This window comes from Streptomyces sp. NPDC032091 (assembly GCF_055580265.1).
Genome location: NZ_JBVILR010000036.1, coordinates 16322 through 34351, shown reverse-complemented (window position 1 = coordinate 34351; position 18030 = coordinate 16322). Strand labels below are relative to the sequence as shown.

Annotated in this window: 20 protein-coding genes; 5 read left to right on the top strand and 15 right to left on the bottom strand. The window is 72.8% G+C overall.

What is annotated here, in order from left to right; genetic code table 11:
• Nucleotides 1–22: 22 nt before the first annotated feature.
• The 5 genes from ACZ5NJ_RS35890 to ACZ5NJ_RS35870 form a co-directional block, all read right to left on the bottom strand.
• Entirely contained in the window at nt 23–352 is a 330-nt protein-coding gene (locus ACZ5NJ_RS35890; protein WP_351889049.1) for a TcmI family type II polyketide cyclase, read from the bottom strand.
• A 39-nt stretch (nt 353–391) separates the two neighbouring features.
• Entirely contained in the window at nt 392–1087 is a 696-nt protein-coding gene (locus ACZ5NJ_RS35885; RefSeq protein WP_468770703.1) for a TetR/AcrR family transcriptional regulator C-terminal domain-containing protein, read from the bottom strand.
• An 81-nt stretch (nt 1088–1168) separates the two neighbouring features.
• Nucleotides 1169–2632, bottom strand: coding sequence for an FAD-dependent monooxygenase (locus ACZ5NJ_RS35880; RefSeq protein WP_468770701.1), 1464 nt, complete (start codon nt 2630–2632; stop codon nt 1169–1171).
• Between the two features lie 237 nt (nt 2633–2869).
• The gene (locus ACZ5NJ_RS35875; RefSeq protein WP_468770699.1) at nt 2870–3715 is read right to left on the bottom strand and encodes a hypothetical protein; all 846 of its coding nucleotides are present in this window, start codon (nt 3713–3715) and stop codon (nt 2870–2872) included.
• A 34-nt stretch (nt 3716–3749) separates the two neighbouring features.
• Nucleotides 3750–4520, bottom strand: coding sequence for a response regulator transcription factor (locus ACZ5NJ_RS35870; RefSeq protein WP_468770697.1), 771 nt, complete (start codon nt 4518–4520; stop codon nt 3750–3752).
• Between the two features lie 231 nt (nt 4521–4751).
• Here ACZ5NJ_RS35870 and ACZ5NJ_RS35865 point away from each other — a divergent pair, with 231 nt between their 5' ends.
• The gene (locus ACZ5NJ_RS35865) at nt 4752–5366 is read left to right on the top strand and encodes a ScbR family autoregulator-binding transcription factor (RefSeq protein WP_468770696.1); all 615 of its coding nucleotides are present in this window, start codon (nt 4752–4754) and stop codon (nt 5364–5366) included.
• A 95-nt stretch (nt 5367–5461) separates the two neighbouring features.
• Here the strand turns inward: ACZ5NJ_RS35865 and ACZ5NJ_RS35860 are convergent, their stop codons facing one another.
• The 4 genes from ACZ5NJ_RS35860 to ACZ5NJ_RS35845 form a co-directional block, all read right to left on the bottom strand.
• Entirely contained in the window at nt 5462–6421 is a 960-nt protein-coding gene (locus tag ACZ5NJ_RS35860; RefSeq protein ID WP_468770694.1) for an SRPBCC family protein, read from the bottom strand.
• A 74-nt stretch (nt 6422–6495) separates the two neighbouring features.
• Nucleotides 6496–6759 carry a phosphopantetheine-binding protein gene (locus ACZ5NJ_RS35855; RefSeq protein WP_468770692.1) on the bottom strand — a complete coding sequence of 88 codons (264 nt, stop codon included), beginning with the start codon at nt 6757–6759 and terminating at the stop codon, nt 6496–6498.
• A gap of 153 nt (nt 6760–6912) precedes the next feature.
• Nucleotides 6913–7734 carry an AfsR/SARP family transcriptional regulator gene (locus tag ACZ5NJ_RS35850; RefSeq protein WP_468770690.1) on the bottom strand — a complete coding sequence of 274 codons (822 nt, stop codon included), beginning with the start codon at nt 7732–7734 and terminating at the stop codon, nt 6913–6915.
• 327 nt (nt 7735–8061) lie between these two features.
• Nucleotides 8062–8883: an AfsR/SARP family transcriptional regulator gene (locus ACZ5NJ_RS35845; RefSeq protein ID WP_468770689.1), complete on the bottom strand. Its 822-nt coding sequence runs from the start codon at nt 8881–8883 to the stop codon at nt 8062–8064.
• Nucleotides 8884–10057: 1174 nt separating this feature from the next.
• On the opposite strand from ACZ5NJ_RS35845, the gene ACZ5NJ_RS35840 reads away from it, so the two are divergent.
• From ACZ5NJ_RS35840 to ACZ5NJ_RS35830, 3 genes are all read left to right on the top strand, one after another.
• Nucleotides 10058–11053: a ScbA/BarX family gamma-butyrolactone biosynthesis protein gene (locus ACZ5NJ_RS35840; RefSeq protein ID WP_468770687.1), complete on the top strand. Its 996-nt coding sequence runs from the start codon at nt 10058–10060 to the stop codon at nt 11051–11053.
• A gap of 190 nt (nt 11054–11243) precedes the next feature.
• Nucleotides 11244–11924, top strand: a complete 681-nt coding sequence (locus tag ACZ5NJ_RS35835; protein WP_468770685.1) for a ScbR family autoregulator-binding transcription factor — start codon at nt 11244–11246, stop codon at nt 11922–11924.
• A 151-nt stretch (nt 11925–12075) separates the two neighbouring features.
• Nucleotides 12076–12567: a GNAT family N-acetyltransferase gene (locus ACZ5NJ_RS35830; protein ID WP_468770683.1), complete on the top strand. Its 492-nt coding sequence runs from the start codon at nt 12076–12078 to the stop codon at nt 12565–12567.
• A 13-nt stretch (nt 12568–12580) separates the two neighbouring features.
• Here ACZ5NJ_RS35830 and ACZ5NJ_RS35825 read toward each other — a convergent pair whose 3' ends face one another.
• The 4 genes from ACZ5NJ_RS35825 to ACZ5NJ_RS35810 all read right to left on the bottom strand — a co-directional run bounded on the left by ACZ5NJ_RS35825 (nt 12581) and on the right by ACZ5NJ_RS35810 (nt 15833).
• Nucleotides 12581–13468: a patatin-like phospholipase family protein gene (locus tag ACZ5NJ_RS35825; RefSeq protein ID WP_468770680.1), complete on the bottom strand. Its 888-nt coding sequence runs from the start codon at nt 13466–13468 to the stop codon at nt 12581–12583.
• Nucleotides 13465–13866 carry a VOC family protein gene (locus ACZ5NJ_RS35820; RefSeq protein WP_468770678.1) on the bottom strand — a complete coding sequence of 134 codons (402 nt, stop codon included), beginning with the start codon at nt 13864–13866 and terminating at the stop codon, nt 13465–13467. The genes ACZ5NJ_RS35825 and ACZ5NJ_RS35820 overlap by 4 nt, the downstream gene beginning before the upstream one ends.
• Before the next feature lie 109 nt (nt 13867–13975).
• Nucleotides 13976–14956, bottom strand: a complete 981-nt coding sequence (locus tag ACZ5NJ_RS35815) for an AraC family transcriptional regulator (RefSeq protein ID WP_468770677.1) — start codon at nt 14954–14956, stop codon at nt 13976–13978.
• 49 nt (nt 14957–15005) lie between these two features.
• A complete protein-coding gene (locus ACZ5NJ_RS35810) occupies nt 15006–15833 on the bottom strand; it encodes an NAD(P)H-binding protein (RefSeq protein ID WP_468770676.1) in 828 nt (275 codons plus the stop codon).
• Between the two features lie 182 nt (nt 15834–16015).
• On the opposite strand from ACZ5NJ_RS35810, the gene ACZ5NJ_RS35805 reads away from it, so the two are divergent.
• The gene (locus ACZ5NJ_RS35805; protein WP_468770675.1) at nt 16016–16564 is read left to right on the top strand and encodes a flavoprotein; all 549 of its coding nucleotides are present in this window, start codon (nt 16016–16018) and stop codon (nt 16562–16564) included.
• A gap of 7 nt (nt 16565–16571) precedes the next feature.
• On the opposite strand, the gene ACZ5NJ_RS35800 is transcribed toward ACZ5NJ_RS35805, so the two are convergent.
• Together ACZ5NJ_RS35800 and ACZ5NJ_RS35795 are read right to left on the bottom strand one after the other, a co-directional pair.
• Nucleotides 16572–17078, bottom strand: coding sequence for a DinB family protein (locus tag ACZ5NJ_RS35800; protein ID WP_468770673.1), 507 nt, complete (start codon nt 17076–17078; stop codon nt 16572–16574).
• A 101-nt stretch (nt 17079–17179) separates the two neighbouring features.
• Nucleotides 17180–18001 (bottom strand): AfsR/SARP family transcriptional regulator, encoded by an 822-nt coding sequence (locus tag ACZ5NJ_RS35795; RefSeq protein ID WP_468770671.1) that lies wholly within the window; start codon nt 17999–18001, stop codon nt 17180–17182.
• Nucleotides 18002–18030 lie beyond the last annotated feature (29 nt).

Here is an 18030-nt window from a genome sequence, read left to right as displayed (position 1 = left end):
GTCATGCGTGCCGTCGCGGACATCACTCCGTCGCCGCCCAGTCGTAGAAGCGGGTGGCCATCGCGTCGGCCGGGGAGCGCCAGGTCTCGGGGTCGTACGGCTGGATGAAGGGCTGGAGGTCGTAGCTGATCTTCATGAACCGCGGGTCGTTGCGGGACTGCTCGATGCGCTCGCCGCCGTCGTCCTCGGCGAAGTCCTGGAGGTGGAAGTAGAGCCCGTTGTAGGAGAACAGCCGCCGGCGCAGCGTGCCCATGCGCTGCGGCATGTCCGTACGGTCGAACTCGGCGAAGATCTTGGCCACCTCGGCGCTCGAACGGACGTCCATCCGCGCCACGATCAGGTTGCTGTGCATTGTCTCTACTCTCTCCGGGGATCGGCGGGGTCAGCGGTGTCAGCGGGAGGCCGGGCCGTACAGGCGGATGAAGTCGTCGACCCCGTCCGCGATGAGCGCGTCCTCCTCCACGCGTCCGAGCGGCAGCGCGCCGTGGAAGGAGCGCTGGACGACGGACGAGGGGACGAGCAGGATGAAGCGCTCCGCCGCCTGGTCGGCGTCGGCGATGTCGAGCAGGCCCCGGCCGGCGACCTGCTGGAGGCGGCGGGCCAGTTCGCGGCGGGCCTGGCGGGGGCCGGTGGCCTGCCACTTGTCGACCGCGTCGGCGGGCAGGTGGGTGACCTCGGCGCTGATGTGCCGGACGATCGCGAAGTGCTCGCGGAAGGCCTCCAGAGGCGCCAGCCAGGCCCGGCCCAGCGCGATCAGGTCCTCGCGCAGGTCGTGGACCTCCGCGAGGTAGCTCTCGGCGACGGCCGCGAGGGAGGCGGCGACGGAGGCGGAGCTGTCCAGCAGCACGTCCAGCAGCAGCCGTTCGTGGTCGGGGAAGTGCCGCGCGACCGCGGCCGGTTCGACCCCGGCCTCGGCGGCGGTGGCCTCGGCGGTGCAGTGCCTCCAGCCCTCGCGGGCGAGGACGGTCCGGGCCGCCCGGACGATGTCGCGGCGCTCCCCGTCGGGGCCGGCCGGGCGGGCCGGGGCGGCCTGTCCGGCGCGGGCCCCCACGGGGGCGCGCTCGATCGTTGCTTGCGGCGTTGCCATGTGTGGTTCCTCCGGTTGACGTGCTCGTCGGGCCGTCGGGTGCGTCGGCCTCGGGGGTGCCGGTCGCGCGGGCCCCGGTCGTCAGGGGGCCCCGAACCAGCGCTCCAGCGCCATCGGCAGGTCGTGGTGGCTGCCGGGCGCGGCCCATGCCACGTACCCGTCGGGCCGGATCAGCAGGGCGGTGGTGTCGTGCAGCGTGTCGTCGGCGGCCCCGAGCGGCCGGGCGGTGACGGTGTCGACCCGTTCCGCCCAGGCGGCGGCGCGCCGGCGCAGCCGGGGGTTGTCCGCCAGGTCGAGGAGCACCCCGCGGGCGGGGCGCAGCAGTGCGGTGCTGGAGGTGGGGCCGTCGGCGCCGGTCAGCTCCAGGTGGGGCATGCGGCGGCCGAGCAGCGGGTGGGAGCCCCTGCCGACCTCGTAGGAGATCTCCAGGCCGGTGACCATGGCGGCGAGGTGGCGGGCCACGTCCTCGTACGCCATGAGCTCGCGCAGCGAGTCGCGCAGCGGCTGCACCTCGGCGCCGCTCAGGAACAGCAGTCCCTGGGCGCGGGTGTTCATCAGCAGCCGCCGGCCGACCGCGTGCCGTTCGGTGTGGTAGGTGTCGAGCAGGGCCAGCGGGGCCCGCTCCCGCACCACGGAGGCGAGTTTCCAGCCGAGGTTGAAGGCGTCCTGGATGCCGGTGTTCATGCCCTGCCCGCCCGCGGGCAGGTGGATGTGGGCGGCGTCGCCGGCGAGCAGGACGCGGCCGCGCCGGTACTCGGTGACCTGCCGGGCGGCGTCGCCGAAGGCGCTGACCCACACCGGTTCGGCGGCCGAGATGTCCTCGCCGGTGAGCCGCTGCCAGGCGGCGGCGACCTCGTCGAAGGAGGGCGCGCCCTCGCGCCGCTTGGGCGGCGTGCCGCGTTCGCAGACCACGATGCGCGTGGTGCCGCCGGGCAGCGGGCCCACCATGACCATGCCGCCGGGGAGGGTTTCGCCGATCATCCGGGGCTTGAGCTCGATGCCCCTGATGTCGGCGAGGAACATCTCCATGGTGGCCGCGGTGCCGGGAAAGTCGAAGCCGGCGGCCTTGCGCACGGTGCTGCGCCCGCCGTCGCAGCCCACCAGCCAGGAGCTGCGCAGGGTGTCGGTGCCGCCCGGGCCGCGGACCTCGACGTCGACTCCCGTGCCGTCGTCGTGGACGGAGAGGACCTCGTGGCCGCGCCGGATCTCGGCGCCCAGGGCGGTGGCCCACTCCTCCAGGTGCGTCTCGGTGACCGACTGCGGGACGGTCTTCGCCGCCTGGCAGGCGCCGTCGAGCACGCCGAAGTCGAGGGGCAGTCCGCCGAAGTGGCCGAGCGTGCTGCGCTCGATGTCGCCGAAGCGGGCGAGGATGCCGCGCTGGTCGAAGGTCTCCAGCGTGCGCGTGGTGAAGCCGAGGCCGCGGGATTCGCCCGTACGCCGTTCCAGGCGTTCCAGGACGACCACGGGGACTCCCGCCAGCCTCAGTTCGCCGGCGAGCATCAAGCCCGCGGGACCCGCACCGACGACGATCACAGGGGCGTCCATCACGTCTCCTTGAATTCGCCTCCGGAGACAGTGCACCGGATCTTGACTACAAGGTTCTTCGGACGCGAGCGGCCGTTCAATGGCGCTGGATTCAGGACTCGGTCAGGTTCCACAAGGGCCGGTCCGCTGCCTCGCGAACCGGCCAAGGGAATGTCAAAGAGCGGTCAGACGCCTCGATCCGGCTCCTACCGGATCGAGTGCCGACCGCTGCGGAAGGTCGTGCGGGAGGAGATCGTTTCAGGTGCGCGCCGCCGCCCGCCGGTCGAAGCAGGACCGGACGTCGGTCTCGTTGTAGTACGTACGGCCCGCCCGGTTGCGCCGGCGCCACTTCTCTTCGCTGGCCAGCCGGTAGACGGTGCCGGTCGGGGTGTGCCACAGGCGGGCGATGTCGGCGGCGGTGAGCCAGCGTTCGGTGGCCGCGGCCCGCTCGTCGGCCTCCATGGAGCGGCTGAGCCCGCTCCACTGGTCGCTGGTCCAGCGGTGGGCCGGGTCGGCGTCGCACACCACGGCCCGGCCGGCGTCGCGGTCCGGGTCCGGGACGGCGCCGCGCACGGCGACGGTGAGGGAGCCGGAGCAGCCGGGTTCGGGGCAGGCGCCGAGGCGGATGCTGCGGGTGGGGTCGGGGAAGGCGGCGCGGCGTCCGGCCCGCACCAGGCGGGCGATCTCCTCAGTGGCCTCGGCGGCAGCGGGGTGGGCGGCGAGCCAGTCCCCGTTGCGCCGCAGGAAGGCGCTGAGGGCGGCGACGGTGCGCGGCGGGGAGGCGAAGCCGCGTTCCTGGGCGACCAGTCCGCTCCAGGAGCCCAGGACGGAGACCATCCGGGTCCGTACGTCGGCCGCGGCGCCGTTGAAGGGCAGGCCGGGCAGGTCTCCGCCGGTCGTCCGCTCGCGCAGACTGCCGGGGGCGGCGCCGGCGAGCATCCTGCCGCATTCCTCGTAGAGGTGCGCGAGTTCGGCCAGGCCGGCGTCGAGGTGCTCCCGGCAGGGCCGGCACAGCCGGCCGCCCTCGGCGGTACGCCGGCGCGAGCGTCCGTCGGCCGCCCGTCGGCGGCAGCCCTCCCCCTGGCACGGCGCCGTCACTGCCATGGTCTTCCCCCTCGGCTCAGCGGTGTGGACGGGTTCAGCCCTGGCCGAACCGGAAGCCGACGCCGCGGATCGTTATGATCCAGTTCGCGCCGATCTTGTTGCGCAGCGTGCTCACGTGTGTGTCGACGGTCCGGCGGGACCAGGAGTCGCCCCAGACCTGCTGCATCAGCATCTTGCGCGGGATGACCGTGTCGGGGTGCGAGGCGAGGAGGTAGAGCATGTCGAACTCCTTGCGGGTGGTCTCGACGGGTTCCCCGTGCAGGGTGACCTCCCGCGTGCCCGCGTCGATGCGCAGCGGTCCGCAGGTGATGGTGGCCGCGGCCGGCCGGGTGGGTCTCGCCCGGCGCATCACCGCCTCCATCCGCGCCATCAGCTCGCGGAACCCGTACGGCTTGACCAGGTAGTCGTCCGCGCCGGCCTGGAGGCCCAGGACCCGGTCGAGCTCGCTGCCCCGGGCGGTGACCGCGATGACGGGGATCTCGTGGGCCGCGCGGATGCCCCGGCAGACCTCCAGCCCGTCCAGGTCGGGGAGTTCGAGGTCGAGGAGGACGAGGTCGGCCTCGGCGTAGCCGCGCAGCGCCTCGCTCCCGGTGCCGACGATGTCGACCTCGTGGCCGTGCCGGCGCAGGCCGCGTGCCAGGGTCTCGGCCTCCGCGGTGCTGCTCTCCACGATGAGGATCCGCCACAGGGCCGACTGGGCCGGCGCGTGCGGTGGCACCCTCAGTCCCTCGGCCGGCAGGAACGCACCGTTCGCCCCCGCGGCGGTGCTGTGAGGTTCCAGTACAGCGAAGGTCCGCTGGTTCATCTGCCCCCCTCCCTCAAGCTCGGTTGAGCCAACGTCAACGAAGATACAAACCGCTTCGTCGGTTTGTCAAAGCCCCCAAATCGCGGCAAGGTTCACGATAAGTAGATCAAATCAGGCCACAGCGGGGCGTGAATCGCCGTTGATCAGGCCATCGAGGGGCATAGCCACGCTCTTCCCATACCAACGGGGCGGTTTAATAATAGAAGGAAACTGATACAGGAGCTATGCGTGATGAAACAAGAACGCGCCGTCCGAACCCGTCAAGCGCTGCTCGAATCAGCGGCCACGGTGTTCGGGCGGCGCGGGTACGCAGAGGCGACGCTGAACATGATCAGCGTCGGCGCCGGAGTGAGCCCGGGCGCGCTCCACTTCCACTTCGAGAACAAGGCGGCCGTCGCGCAGGCCGTGGAAGCCGCCGGGGCCCGGGCCCTGCGCGCGGTCGCCGGGGAGGTGTACGCGCGGCGGACGTCGGCCCTCCAGGCCCTGGCCGACAGCTCCCAGGCACTCGCCCGGCTGCTCCTGTCCGATGTCGTGGCCCGGGCCGCCTTCCAGCTCAACCGGGAGCCGGCCTGTCCGTCGTCCTTCACCCTGCCCGGGGAGTGGCACGAGTTCGTGCACCGGCTGCTCGTCGAGGCGGCGGAGGAGGACGCCCTGCTGCCCGGCCTCAACCACCGCAACGTGGCCACGACGGTGGTGGCGGCCACCCTCGGCTTCGAGGCCCTCGGCCGTGACGACCCCCAGTGGCTCGCTCCCCGTACGCTGGCCGGGTTCTGGCGGGTGGTCATGCCCTGTCTGGCCGCACCCGACACCCTGCGCCGGCTGGACACGGCCGGGCGCGGCGGCTGACGCGCCCGTGGCCCGCCGCCGCGCGCAGCGGCGACGGGCCACGGACCCGCTCCCGAACCCCGGCAGGGGAACCGGCACCCCGGCCCCCGCCCGTTTCACACCGACCGCAGGGCCCTGACCGGCTCCCCCGCGTACGCCTGCGCCGGCCCCAGCACGCCGCGGCTCTCCCGCCCGAGCAGCTCGCGCACGTACCGGCGCACCCGCGCGGTGTCCGCGCCGGGCCCCAGCACCCGCTCCGCGCCGCGCTCGTCCAGCAGTACGTCGTGTCGGCACACCACGCTCACCCCGGCCGGGTCGGGCTCCACGGACCACTCCCCGGCGTGCGCCGCGAGCAGGGGGTGCGGCCGGACCCGCTTGAAGACGATGCGCCCGGCCGCGGGGAAGCACACCCGCACCTCCTCCGTCGGGTACGGGGAGCCGTCATCGGCCAGGTGGGCCAGCCGGACGCGCTGCACCCCGGGCGGCTCCTCGACCACCTCCGCACCGGCGACGTGCGCGACCCGGCCGGGCCAGGAGCCGATGTCGTACAGGAACGCCTGGACGGGCTCGGCCGGCCCCTGGATCCGTACGGACTCCTCGAAGGACAGCAGCAGCCCGTCGAGCTCCCGCCAGCGCTCGGCGACGGCCCGCAGCCCGTCGGCCGCCGCCCGCCCCCGCGCCCCGGCGTCCGCGAGGGCCCGCTCGGCGCCGGGCCCTTCGGCGACGGTCAGGTCCTGCTCCAGGACCAGCCGGGACCAGCCGGGGGCCAGGTCCTCCACGCGCCAGCTGCCGGCCGACGCCGTCACGGCGCCGGCGGGGCGCTCCTCGCGGAAGTCGACCCGCCGCCGTCCGGCGTCCAGGGTGCGCCGCCACAGCGACCGCCCCGGCTCGCCGTCCGCCCCCGCCCAGTGGAGGTACCGCTCGACGGTGCCGTCGAAGTCCAGCCGCTCCGTGTGGACCGTGTCGGGCAGGAACAGCGGCCACGGCGTCGTGTCGGCCACCAGGGTGTACAGGGCACCGGCCGGCGCGGCCGCGTCGACCGCGTACGACATCCGGTGCACTCGCTCGACTGACATCGGACACCTCTCTCAGCGCTTGGCACAGATCCTGTCGCGATCCGCCGGAGTCCGAGTGGACCGCCGCTGGAGCTTCAGACCGCGGCCCGGCTGCCCAGGACGCGGTTGACCAGTTCGAGGAAGCGCCGGGGGGTGTCGCCCCGTTCGAGCAGCTCCCCGTCGAGCAGGACGTCGAACTTCCGCTCGATGGTGCCGGTGGTCTGCAGGACGGAGAGCGAGTCGTAGCCGAGCTCGTCCCAGTACAGGTCCTGGACGGCCTCGGTCAGCTCGACGCACTCCTCCTCGCCGCCCCAGATCCGCAGGATGCGGCTCAGGTCGGTGAGTTCCAGCCGGTGCATGGTGTGCCTCTCTCGTGGTCCGCCGGCGTGGCGACGCATACCGGGTCGCCAGGAGCCTCGCCGACGGTCCTGGAGACCCGCTCACGCCGGGCCCCAGCCGCGCTGGAGCCCCGCCACCACACCGCCGGGCCGCCCCGCCGCCCCCTGATATACCTAGGCGGCGTACAGATCGAAGGTGGAGCTGCGCCGCGGTCCCGCGACCACGTCCAGCGCGGGGTCCACCCGCAGCATCGCCTGGTGCAGGCGCTGGAGCTGCTGCGAGGGCTCCACCCCCAGTTCGCCGATCAGCCGGGCGCGCAGCCGGCGGTAGACGTCCAGGGCGGTCGCCTGCCGGCCCGAGCGGTAGAGGGCCACCATGGCCTGCGAGTGCAGGCCCTCGTGCTGCGGGTTGCGGGCCATCAGCTCGGTGAGCTCCGCGAGGAGTTCGGTGTGCCGGCCCAGCCGGAGGTCGACGTCGATGCGCCGCTCGGTGGTCACGAGCCGGCTCTCGGCGAGCCGCAGCACCTCGATCTCCAAGATCGGGCCGACGCGCACGTCGACCAGGGCCGGTCCCTGCCACAGGTCGAGCGCCTTGCGCAGCAGGTCCGCGGCGCGCTCGTCGTCGCCCTCGTCGAAGGCGTTCTGGCCGGCGGCCGCGAGGGCCTCGTAGGTGTGGACGTCCACGGACTCCTGCGGGATCTGGAGCAGGTAGCCCCCGTGCCGCGTCGCGAGCACGTCCTTGGCCGTGCCCGGAGCGCCCGGCCCCATGGCCGTGCCGAGCCTGCGGCGCAGCTGGAGGATGTACGTCTGCAGGGTGGTGAGCGCGCTCTCGGGCAGCTTGGTGCCCCAGATCTCCTCCATGAGGGTCGGTACGGGCATCACCCGGCCCGGGTAGAGCGCGAGAAGCGCCAGGATCTGACGCGGCTTGCCCGCCGTAGGAACGATCGATGACCCGTTGACCTCGGCACTCAACGGACCCAGAACCTGAATCTCCACGGTCTCCCCGTCTCCCCTCCACATTTCGTCGAGATACTCTCGGTTATCAGTATTCGACCCGATGACGGTAAGGCAGCCCAGGGCAACATCACCGGGCGCTCAAGCCGACGTCGAGCGGACCTCCGAAACGGGCGAACAGGCGGCGGATTCTCAGCACAAGATTCCGACAGAACGTCAAACCCCATGCTCAGCCCCTGGATCGGGCGCGTCGTATCTGTTCCGATTCCCGGCTGTGCAAATTAATTCTCAGGTTTCTTGGCAGCCTCTGTAAAAGACCTGACAAAGATCTCTCATATCGGCCGCCTTTCCCTGCCCTCCGGGGAGGGGTCAGCCGACCCGGGCGAGCCGCTTGCGCGCGGTCTCCGGGGATTCCGCCGCGGGCTCGGGGCTGCTCATCAGGATCGAGCGCTGCAGGCTGCGCAGGGCGGCGGACGGCTCGATGCCGAGCTCGCGCACCAGGGTGGAGCGCAGGCGCTGGTAGACGCTGAGCGCCTCGCCGCGCCGGCCCGAGCGGTGCAGGGCGAGCATGAACTGCCCGTGCAGGTTCTCGTGGATGCGGTAGCGGCTGGCCAGCACGGTCAGTTCCGCGAGCAGCTCGCGGTGGCGGCCCAGGCGCAGATCGGCCTCGATGCGCTGGTCGAGCGCGCACAGCCGGGTCTCCTCCAGCCGCCGGGTCTCCATGTCCAGCTGCACCCCGCCCTCGACGTCGGCGAAGGCCGGCCCCGACCACAGGGCGAGGGCCTCGCGCAGCAGCCGGGCGGCATTGGGGAAGTCCCCGGCGTCCATGGCCCGGTAGCCCATGCCGGCCAGCCGGTCGAATTCGCGGACGTCGCTGGTGCCGCCGGCGCTGTTGAGCATGTACCCGCCGGGCAGCGTGACGAGGACGTCCTTGGCGGTGCGCGACCCGTCGGTGCCTTCGAGGGCGGTGGCGATGAGCCCGCGCAGCTGGAGCACGTACGTCTGGAGCGTGGTCCGGGCGCTGCGCGGCGGCTCGGTGCCCCACAGCTCCTCTATGAGGGCGGCCACGGGCACCACCTGGTCCGCGTGGAGCGCGAGCAGTGCCAGGACCTGGCGGGGCTTGGCGGCGGTGGGAGTGATCGAGACCCCGTTCTCCCGCACGGTCAGTGCGCCCAGTACATCGATGTCCACGCCGTACTCCCCTGCTTCGTCCTTGGATGAACCCTTGAAGTTCGCTGGAATGAGGAAAAAACAGCTGAGCCGGTTTGTCAATACCAAACCGGCTGTACCGTTTTTCACGCCGTCGCCTCGCCTCCGCACCTCCCAGAACCCCACTTGACCTGCGGTTTCAATGGTCGGCGAGTCGCTCCAGGAGCTCCCCGCCACCCCTCGGCCCCGCCAGATACCCTCCCAAGAAGCCGCCAGAGTGGCGCGAAACGGCCGGGAACAGACCGAAGGGTTGGCTGATTTCCCTCCTTCACCCCTCCCTCACCCCTCCTGCCGGACCCACCCACTCCCCTTCGCACCCACGAGGTATGGATTTGGAGGGGCTCTACAAACCGCTTTCGCGGTTTGCTGACGTGCAACCTCGGTGGGCAAACGCCGGAGCGGGGCCACAACCCCGCTGGAGGGCCCCTCGAAGCGGGGCCCGGGGGCCCGTCCCGCCGGGGCGCCCGGCGCACCCGTTCCGGGCCGCGCGAGGCCGGCCGCGAAGCCCTTCCCGTGCCCCGCCGGACCGGCGCTTCGGGACCGGTCCGGGGCCGCCCGATGGCCGGTTCCCGGCTGTCCACATGGCGGACCACCGCAGCCCGGGAGGCCGCCATCGGCCGGAAACTTCCCGCCGGCAAATCATTCGTCCGCCCCGCACCCGCCCCCGGGAACACCCTCCGTGAGTGTGGTGGGCACCGCTCTCCCCACACCCCCGCGCCGCCCTGCGACACCATCGGCCGCGCCAAACCAGGCGGAACGGCGCGTCTCGTATGCATCCGGCGCCCCGCGGGCGGCCCGCCGGCCCGCCCCCACCCACCGTAAAGCCGGCGCCCCGCGCGCCGTGCCCCCCTCCACGCAAACGGAAGTGTGCAGCGGGCAACGATCCTCCGCTCCCCCGGTTCCGACCCCCTTCACCCGCCCCTTGGCTAAAGGATTGCTCTTGACGCGCTTGAGATCCTTCTCTGCGTGTGGCGAAGATTCGCCGCCGGTCAACCGGCGGAGAACAGGGCAAACATGTGCCGACCAGATGGCCGGAATCGGCTGTTCCGCATAATTCGCGGACCGGGTTCCGGCTACCTCTGGAGAAAAAACCGGTTGGTATATATTTTTCTGAGCAGTCACACCTGTTACTGGTCAGCGCTGTCTAGGGGGAACAATGAGCGCGAGCACGTTTCACGTTGGACGCACAGCGGTCTACGACCGGGCGGAGCCGGCTGCGGCCAGAGGCGAGCGGGCCGATTCCCGCCTCCCCTCCCTCACCACCGTTCCGAAGGAACTGGTGCACCGCGCCTCCGCGGCCCAGGTCCTTCTCGTCGACTGGCAGAGGCTCGACGACGCACGTTTCTCGGTGACCGCCCAATGGCCCCGCTCGCACTCCTTCTTCGGGCCCGTGGCCGGCGGCCACTATGATCCGCTCCTCTGCGCCGAAACGATTCGTCAGATCGCCTACCTCCTGGGGCACGCGGAGTTCGCCGTCCCCTTCGGCCACCAGTTCGTCCTGTGGGACCTCAGCGTCGCCCTGGTCCGCCCGGAGCTGCTGCGGGTCGACGAGGCGCCGGCCGTCCTCGACCTCGACGTCACGTGCGTGGACGTCAAGCGGCGCGCGGGCCGGCTGTCCGGGTTCGGCTACGAGGCGGTCGTCCGCCGCGACGGACACGTCGTCGCCACGGGCCGGGCCTCGGTCACCTGCACCAGCCCGGCCGTCTACGAGCGGCTGCGCCCGGCCCACACGCTGCTGCCCGACCACCGGGCGCTGCCGCTCACGGCTCCCGCCGCGCCGCAGAGCGTGGCCCGGCTGTCCCCGACCGACGTGGTCCTCTCCCCCCTGGGCGAGGAGAACCGGTGGCAGCTGCGGGTCGACACCAGCCACCCCGTCCTCTTCGACCACTGGGTCGACCACGTGCCGGGCATGGTCCTCATGGAGGCCGCCCGGCAGGCCGCCGCGGCCACCCTGGGGCGCCCCTCCTTCCTGCCGCTCGGCATAGCGGGCGAGTTCAAGCGGTACGCCGAGCTGGACCTGCCCTGCGTCATCGAGACCGAGCGCCTGTACCAGGACGTGCCGGGCGCGGAGGAACTCGTCCGCGTGACCGGCCGTCAGGAGGGGGAGATCGTCTTCAGCGGCACCGTCACGGCGCCTTCCTACGACTGCTGACCGGCAGGGCTCCGACCGCACCGGTGCCACCGGCCACCCCTCGTCCGCACGTCCCCGCGCCCCGGCCATTTTCGGCCCGGCGGGTGGTGCCACGTTGGCGTCGGCGTCACCCGCTGTAAGATACGAACGGGACGGACGGTTTGCATCAGGGCTTCCGACGCTCCGAGCAGCAGCGAGGGAAGGAGCCAACGTGGCTGAACAGGTCCGAGCGATCCGCACGCGACAGGCGATCCTGAGCGCGGCGGCGAAGGTCTTCGACGAACGGGGCTATCAGGCGGCCACCATTTCGGAGATCCTCACCGTCGCCGGGGTGACGAAGGGAGCGCTGTACTTCCACTTCCAGTCGAAGGAAGACCTGGCACAGGGGGTCCTCACCGCGCAGAACGAGGACCTCCTGCTGCCCGAGCGCGCCGCCAAGCTCCAGGAGGTGGTGGACGTCGTCATGCTGCACACGCACCGCCTGAAGACCAATCCGATGGTCCGGGCCGGGGTCCGGCTCAGCCTGGACCAGAACGCGGTCGGCCTCGACCGCAGCGGCCCGTTCCGCAACTGGGTGGTCACCTTCACCGACCTGCTGGAGAAGGCCCAGGCCCAGGGCGAGCTGCTCCCCCACGTGGTGCCGGCCGAGACGGCCGACGTCATCACGGGCGCCTACGGCGGCATCCAGTCCATGTCCCAGGTCCTCACCGACCACCAGGACCTCGGGCAGCGCGTCAACGCACTGCTGCGCCACCTCCTGCCCAGCGTCGCGCAGCCCTCGGTGCTCGCCTCGCTCCACCTCGGCGAGAGCAGGGCGGCCGAGGTCTACCACGAGGCGCGGCGGCTGGCCCAGGACCAGGCGGCCGCGGCCGAAGAGGCCGCCTCGCACTGACCGGCCGCCATCGGGCGGAGCCTCCGGGCTCCGCCCCGGGGGCCACCGCGCCCTGTTCCCGCCCCACGCGCCCCCTCCGTTCTCCCGGGACAGAAATATACCGCACGTCCCGTTCTTTTCAAGGGTTCTCCACGCACTAGGCTGGGCGCCCATGATCAGTTCTTCACTCCGCCTGGTACCGGTGACACCGGACAACTTCGACGCGGTGTCGGCCGTGCGCGTCCACCCCGGTCAGGAGCACCTCGTCTCCCCCGTCATGAAGTCCCTCGCCGAGGCCTACGTCCACGGGGACACCGCCTGGCCCCGCGCCATCGTCGACGGGGACGAGGTGGTCGGCTTCGTCATGGCCTTCATGGACTACGTCTGGGACCCGGCGAAGGACCCCGAGCACCGCCGCTCGGGACTGTGGCGCCTGAACATCGCGGCCGACCGGCAGGGCAAGGGCTACGGCCGCTTCGCCGTGCGGGCGGTCTCCGAGGAGATACGCCGCCGCGGCGGAACTCGCGTGTACGTCACCTGGAAGCCGGCCGAGGACAGCCCCGAGCCCTTCTACCTGGGTCTCGGCTTCCGCCGCACCGGCGAACTCAGCGGCGACGAACCCGTCGCCGTCCTCGACCTCGCCCCCGAACCCCTGACCGCCTGACCACCGGGAGGGTTCACTCGGCCCGCGGACCGGTCCAGGCGGCGAGCAGCCGCTCACGCTCGCCGGCGGCCTGCGCGCATCCCGCCCCGAAGGAAGGGGCCCATGCCGCGAGATCGCCCGGATCGGTACCGAAGGCACGGACCGAGGCCTCGTCCGGAGCGACGGTGAGCAAGGTTCGCGTGCCGAGGGCGACCTGCGCCTGATGGTGCGGCTCCCGCGGGAACTGATGGGCCAGCGGTTCGACGACGAGGAGCGTGCGGGCGCCGCGGGCCAGGTCCGCGTTGGCGCCCTCGCGCAGTGCGCCGTCCATGTAGTGCCGGCCGCCGACCGCGATCGGTGACGCCATGCCGGGGAACGCACTGCTCGCGGCGACCGCGTGGACCAGCGGCACGCCGCTGTCGCGGTCCCAGACCACGGGTTCGCCGCTCGCCGCGTCCACGGCCGGGATCAGAAGACGACGCTCCGGCCAGGCGTCGGTGCCGATCAGCTCGCGACGAACGGCGAGCAGCTCCCGCTGCGCGCGCGGGTCGGCCGTGTCCAAGGCGATCCGTCCCACCCGGCGCCGGACCTCGTCCTGCGCCAGGCCCGGCGTGCCGAGCACGGCGAACACCTCGCCCGTCCGTCCCGGGTCCGGGCCGGCGGGCCGGGGGCGATCGCCGGCCGCCCGGTCGGCGAGGCGGCCGAGGCCGCCCTCGGCGCCGAGCGCCGCCGCCACGATCGCACCGGCCGAGGTGCCGACGATCAGGTCCGCCTCGCCCAGGTCCACCCCCTCGTGACGCAGACCGTGGACCAGCCCGGCCGTCCAGGCGGTGCCGGCGAGCCCTCCCGGGCCGAGCACGAGCGCACGGCCGACCGAGTACGTGGTTCCTTCCTGTCCGACGACGTGCCTCACGCCGATCACGCCGCCGCGATCGGCGTGAGGAAGATCCAGACGTGGCCGAACGGATCGCGCAGCATCGACTGCCGCGCGCCGTAGGGCATGTCGGCCGGCGCCGCGAGCAGTTCGGCACCCCTGGCCACGGCCGTCGTGGTCAGCCCGTCCACGTCCGGCACGTACACGTGCAGCGCAACCGTCGCTCCGACCCGGCCCGGAACCGAGAACGGGACGTCGGCGTCACCGAGCATGAGGGTGGCACCGTGGATACCGACCTCGGCGTGCGCGATCCGCCCGGCATCACCTTCGAGCCGAAAGAGCTCGACGGCGCCGAACGCCTCCGCGTAGAACGCGATGGCCTCGGCGGCGCCGTCGACCATGATGTGGGGGATGACAGCCTGCCTGTGGTGCTCGGGTATCTCCATGTGGATCATGCTAGGCCGCCCACCCCCACCAAAGATCGGCCAACAGCCGCACCCTCCCAGGCCCTTGGTCCTAGGCCGTCTCTTCCGGGCCGGATCCGGAAGAGACGGCCTATCCCAGCACCACGGTGCCCGGCAGCCCGGGCGTCTCCGCCCCGGTCCCGGCCCGGTACTGCTGCGGGCTCACCCCGCGGACCCGCTTGAAGGCCGTCGACAGCGCGAACGCGCTCCCGTACCCCACCCGACGGGCCACCGTTGCCACCGTGGCGTCCGGTTCCCGCAGCAGGTCGGCGGCCAGGGCGATCCGCCAGCCCGTCAGATGGGCGACGGGCGGCTCCCCGACGAGCTCGGTGAAGCGCCGGGCCAGCGCCGCCCGCGACACCCCCGCCCGGCGCGCCAGTTCGGCCACGGTCCACCCGTACGCGGGGTACTCGTGCAGCAGCCGCAACGCCACCCCGACGACCGGATCGCCCTGCGCCCGGTACCAGCCCGGGGCCCCCGCCCCCGGGGCGGCGAGCCAGGCCCGCAGCACCCCGATCAGCAGCAGGTCGAGCAGCCGGTCCAGGACCAGCTCCTGCCCGGGCTCGTCCCGCGCCACCTCCGAGGCCAGCAGCGCGATCAGGGTGACGTCGGCGGCCCCCGCCGGCCGGACCAGCACGGCGGGCAGCGCGCCCAGCAGCCGCCGTCCGATCTCGCCCGGCGCCTGGTACGTCCCGCTCAGCATCACCGCCGAACCGGCACCCGCCCCCGGCCGGCCCCAGGTCCGCACCCCGAGCGCCAGCCGCTCGCCGAGGTCCTCGCCCTCCGGCGCCCTGCACCGCTGGTCGGGGCCGACCGTGATCTCCACCGGGGAGTCCGGGCAGTCCGCGAGGGTGTACGCCCCGGGCCCCCGCACGACCGCCACGTCACCCGGGCCGATCAGCGCCGGCTCCCCGTCGTCGGGCAGCAGCCAGGCCCGCCCCCGCACCATGGTGATCACCGACAGCGGGGCCCGGTCCTCGATCCGCACGGCCCAGGGCGGGTCGAAGACGGCCTTCAGCAGGACGGCGCCCCGGGCCTTGGGCCCGTCGAGCAGACCGGTCAACGTGTCCATGACCCCATCCTCACCCGTCCCCCTTCCGGTCCTCCCGCCCCCGTCCCCCTCAGACGTCCCAGACCCCGCGCGCCGCCGCCTCCCGCGCGTAGTCGGCGAAGTCCCTGGGCGGGCGCCCCAGTACCTCCTCCACCCCGTGGACCAGGTGCGCGTTGCGGCCGTCCAGGATCAGGGTGAACAGCTCGGCGAACTCCTCCGGCAGCCCCTCCTCGCGCAGCACCGCCCGGAACTCCCCCTCGGAGATCGGCACGTACGCGATCTCGCGCCCCGTCGCCTTCGACAGCTCGGCGGCCACCTCGGCGAAGCCCAGCAGCCGCGGCCCGGACAGCTCGTACGTCCGGCCGACGTGCCGGTCGTCGGTGAGCGCGGCCAGCACCACGTCGGCGATGTCCCCGGCGTCCACGAAGGGTTCGACCGCGTCCGCCACCGGCAGGGCGATCTCCCCGGCCCGCACGGGCTCCAGGAAGAAGCTCTCGTCGAAGTTCTGGTGGAACCAACTGGCACGCACGACGGTCCAGTCGGCGCCGGAGTCCTTCAGCCGGTCCTCGGCCGTGCGGGCCGCCTCCTCACCGCGCCCGGACAGCAGCACCAGCCGGCGCGCCCCGGCGGCCACGGCCGCCTCAGCGAAGGCGCCGACCTGGTCGGCGGCCCCGGGGAAGCCGAGGTCGGGCTGGTAGGTGACGTACACCCGGTCCACCTCGCGCAGCGCGGGGCCCCATGTGGCGGGCGCATGCCAGTCGAAGGCCGGCGCGCCGGTCCGCGAGCCGATCCGCACCGGCCGTCCCTGGGCCGTCAGCCGCTGCGCCACCCGCCGCCCGGTCTTGCCGTTGCCGCCGATGACCAGGGTCTTCTTCGTCTCGTTCGCGTTCGTCGTCATGGGGACCAGTCAATCCCCGCACGGCGGGACACGACATGGCCCAGACGCTCGCCCCCATACGCGTACGTCCACGTCTCCCTGCTTTCCGACGGCTCCGACGGCTCCGGCGGCTCCGGCGGCTCCGGCGGCTCCGGCGGACCCTCGGGACAACAGGACCACAGGCGTGTGATCCCATGATCCACATGACGAGGACTCTCTACCTGTTCTGCTCCGCCGCCCCGCCCGTCTTCGACGTGGCCCACGTGATCGAGGACGCCCAGTCGCGCGGCTGGGACGTGTGCGTGGGGCTGACCCCGGCGGCGGCACAGTGGGTGGCCGGGAGCCTCGATGGTCTCGCCGCCCTGACCGGCCACCCGGTGCGCTGGCAGTACGAGTTCCCCGGGGAGCCCGACGTGTGGCCGTCGGCGGACGCCGTCCTGTTCGCCCCCGCCACCTTCAACACGGTCAACGCCTGGGCGCTGGGCCTCACCGACCGGTTCACCGTCGGGGTCGCCGCGGAGGCCCTCGGCAAGGGCGTCCCGGTGGTCGCGATGCCCTGCACCAACGCGGCGCTCGCCGCACACCCCCAGTTCGAGCAGTCCCTGGCGGTCCTGCGCGGGGCCGGCGCCGAGGTGCTCTTCGGCGAGGGCGGCTTCGTCCCCGGCCCGGCCGGCACCGACGCCCCGCCGCACTTCCCGTGGCAGACGGCCCTGGACGCAGTGGACCGCACCGCCCCCGAACGCTCCTCCTAGGAGCCGGCTACTCCCCCGTGACCCCGTCGATCGCCTCGCGCAGCAGGTCCGCGTGCCCGTTGTGCCGGGCGTACTCCTCGATCATGTGGGCCAGGATGTAGTGCAGCGAGTACGGCTGGTCGCCGAAGTGCCCCCGCACGTCGAGGGAGTCGGCGGCCGCCACGATCCTCCGCGAACGCTCGCAGGTCTCCTCCCAGATCCGGAACGCCTCGGCCGGGTCCGCGTCGTCGACGTGGAACTCCGTCCATTCCCCGGCCTCGTTCCTCGGGAAGTACCCGCGTACGTCCTCCCCGCCGAGCACGTTGCGGAACCAGCCGCGCTCCACCTCCGCGAGGTGGCGTACGAGCCCGAGCAGGCTCAGTCCGGACGGCGGGACGGCCCTACGCCGCAGCTGCTCGTCCGTCAGGCCCGCGCACTTCATCCGCAGGGTGTCCCGCTGCCACTGCAGGACGCTGGTCAGGGTGGCCCGTTCGTCGCCCACCAGCTCGGGCGGGGTCCGCTGTTCCTCACTCATCGGCCGATGATCACACCGGCGTCCCCGCCCCCACCGGCCATTCCACATGCCGGACGCCCCGGCCGCGCGGCCCCGTCGAGCGCCCGCACCCCCTTCCGCCGCTACGCCGCGTAGAGGTCGAAGGTCGACCCCCGCTTCGGCCCCGCCGCCACGTCGAGCGCCGGGTCGACCTTCAGCATCGCCTGGTGCAGCCGCTGGAGCTGCGGTGACGGCTCGACGCCCAGCTCCCCGATCAGCCGGCCCCGCAGGCGCCGGTACACGTCCAGCGCGCCCGCCTGCCGTCCGGACCGGTACAGCGCCACCATCAGCTGCGAGTGCAGCCCCTCGTGCTGCGGGTACCGGGCGGCCAGTTCGGTGAGCTCGGCGAGGAGTTCGGTGTGCCGTCCGAGTCTCAGGTCGGCGTCGATCCGCCGTTCGACGGTGACGAGCCGGCTCTCCTCCAGCCGCATCACCTCGATCTCCAGGACCGGCCCCACCCGTACGTCGACCAGCGCGGGCCCCTGCCACAGCGCGAGCGCCTCCCGCAGCAGCGCGGCGGAGCCGGCGTCGTCACCGCCGTCGAAGGCGGCCTGTCCCCGGGCGACGAGCCCCTCGTACACGTTGACGTCGACGGCCCCGGGCGGCACCTGGAGCAGGTACCCCCCGTGCCGCGTCGTGAGGACCTCCTTCGCGGCCCCCGGCCGGCCGGGCCCCATGGCCGTGCCGAGCCGCCGCCGCAGCTGGAGGATGTACGTCTGGAGCGTGGTCGGCGCGCTGTGGGGCGGCTCGTGCCCCCAGATCTCCTCCATGAGGGTGGGCACCGGCACCACCCGCCCGGGGTGCAGCGCGAGGAGGGCAAGGATCTGACGCGGCTTGGACGCCGTCGGCACGATCGAGTCCCCGTCCACGTCGGCACTCAGCGGACCCAGCACCTGAATCTTCACGGTCTTCCCTCCTCGGTTCGTCGCTCTTC

Coding starts and splice junctions, on each gene's coding strand:
- ACZ5NJ_RS35870 (WP_468770697.1), bottom strand. CDS start 4,520: ATGAACCAGCGGACCTTCGCTGTACTGGAACCTCACAGCACCGCCGCG.
- ACZ5NJ_RS35810 (WP_468770676.1), bottom strand. CDS start 15,833: ATGACGACGAACGCGAACGAGACGAAGAAGACCCTGGTCATCGGCGGC.
- ACZ5NJ_RS35855 (WP_468770692.1), bottom strand. CDS start 6,759: ATGCACCGGCTGGAACTCACCGACCTGAGCCGCATCCTGCGGATCTGG.
- ACZ5NJ_RS35875 (WP_468770699.1), bottom strand. CDS start 3,715: ATGGCAGTGACGGCGCCGTGCCAGGGGGAGGGCTGCCGCCGACGGGCG.
- ACZ5NJ_RS35820 (WP_468770678.1), bottom strand. CDS start 13,866: ATGGAGATACCCGAGCACCACAGGCAGGCTGTCATCCCCCACATCATG.
- ACZ5NJ_RS35830 (WP_468770683.1), top strand. CDS start 12,076: ATGATCAGTTCTTCACTCCGCCTGGTACCGGTGACACCGGACAACTTC.
- ACZ5NJ_RS35865 (WP_468770696.1), top strand. CDS start 4,752: ATGAAACAAGAACGCGCCGTCCGAACCCGTCAAGCGCTGCTCGAATCA.
- ACZ5NJ_RS35805 (WP_468770675.1), top strand. CDS start 16,016: ATGACGAGGACTCTCTACCTGTTCTGCTCCGCCGCCCCGCCCGTCTTC.
- ACZ5NJ_RS35880 (WP_468770701.1), bottom strand. CDS start 2,632: ATGGACGCCCCTGTGATCGTCGTCGGTGCGGGTCCCGCGGGCTTGATG.
- ACZ5NJ_RS35815 (WP_468770677.1), bottom strand. CDS start 14,956: ATGGACACGTTGACCGGTCTGCTCGACGGGCCCAAGGCCCGGGGCGCC.
- ACZ5NJ_RS35840 (WP_468770687.1), top strand. CDS start 10,058: ATGAGCGCGAGCACGTTTCACGTTGGACGCACAGCGGTCTACGACCGG.
- ACZ5NJ_RS35860 (WP_468770694.1), bottom strand. CDS start 6,421: ATGTCAGTCGAGCGAGTGCACCGGATGTCGTACGCGGTCGACGCGGCC.
- ACZ5NJ_RS35885 (WP_468770703.1), bottom strand. CDS start 1,087: ATGGCAACGCCGCAAGCAACGATCGAGCGCGCCCCCGTGGGGGCCCGC.
- ACZ5NJ_RS35890 (WP_351889049.1), bottom strand. CDS start 352: ATGCACAGCAACCTGATCGTGGCGCGGATGGACGTCCGTTCGAGCGCC.
- ACZ5NJ_RS35800 (WP_468770673.1), bottom strand. CDS start 17,078: ATGAGTGAGGAACAGCGGACCCCGCCCGAGCTGGTGGGCGACGAACGG.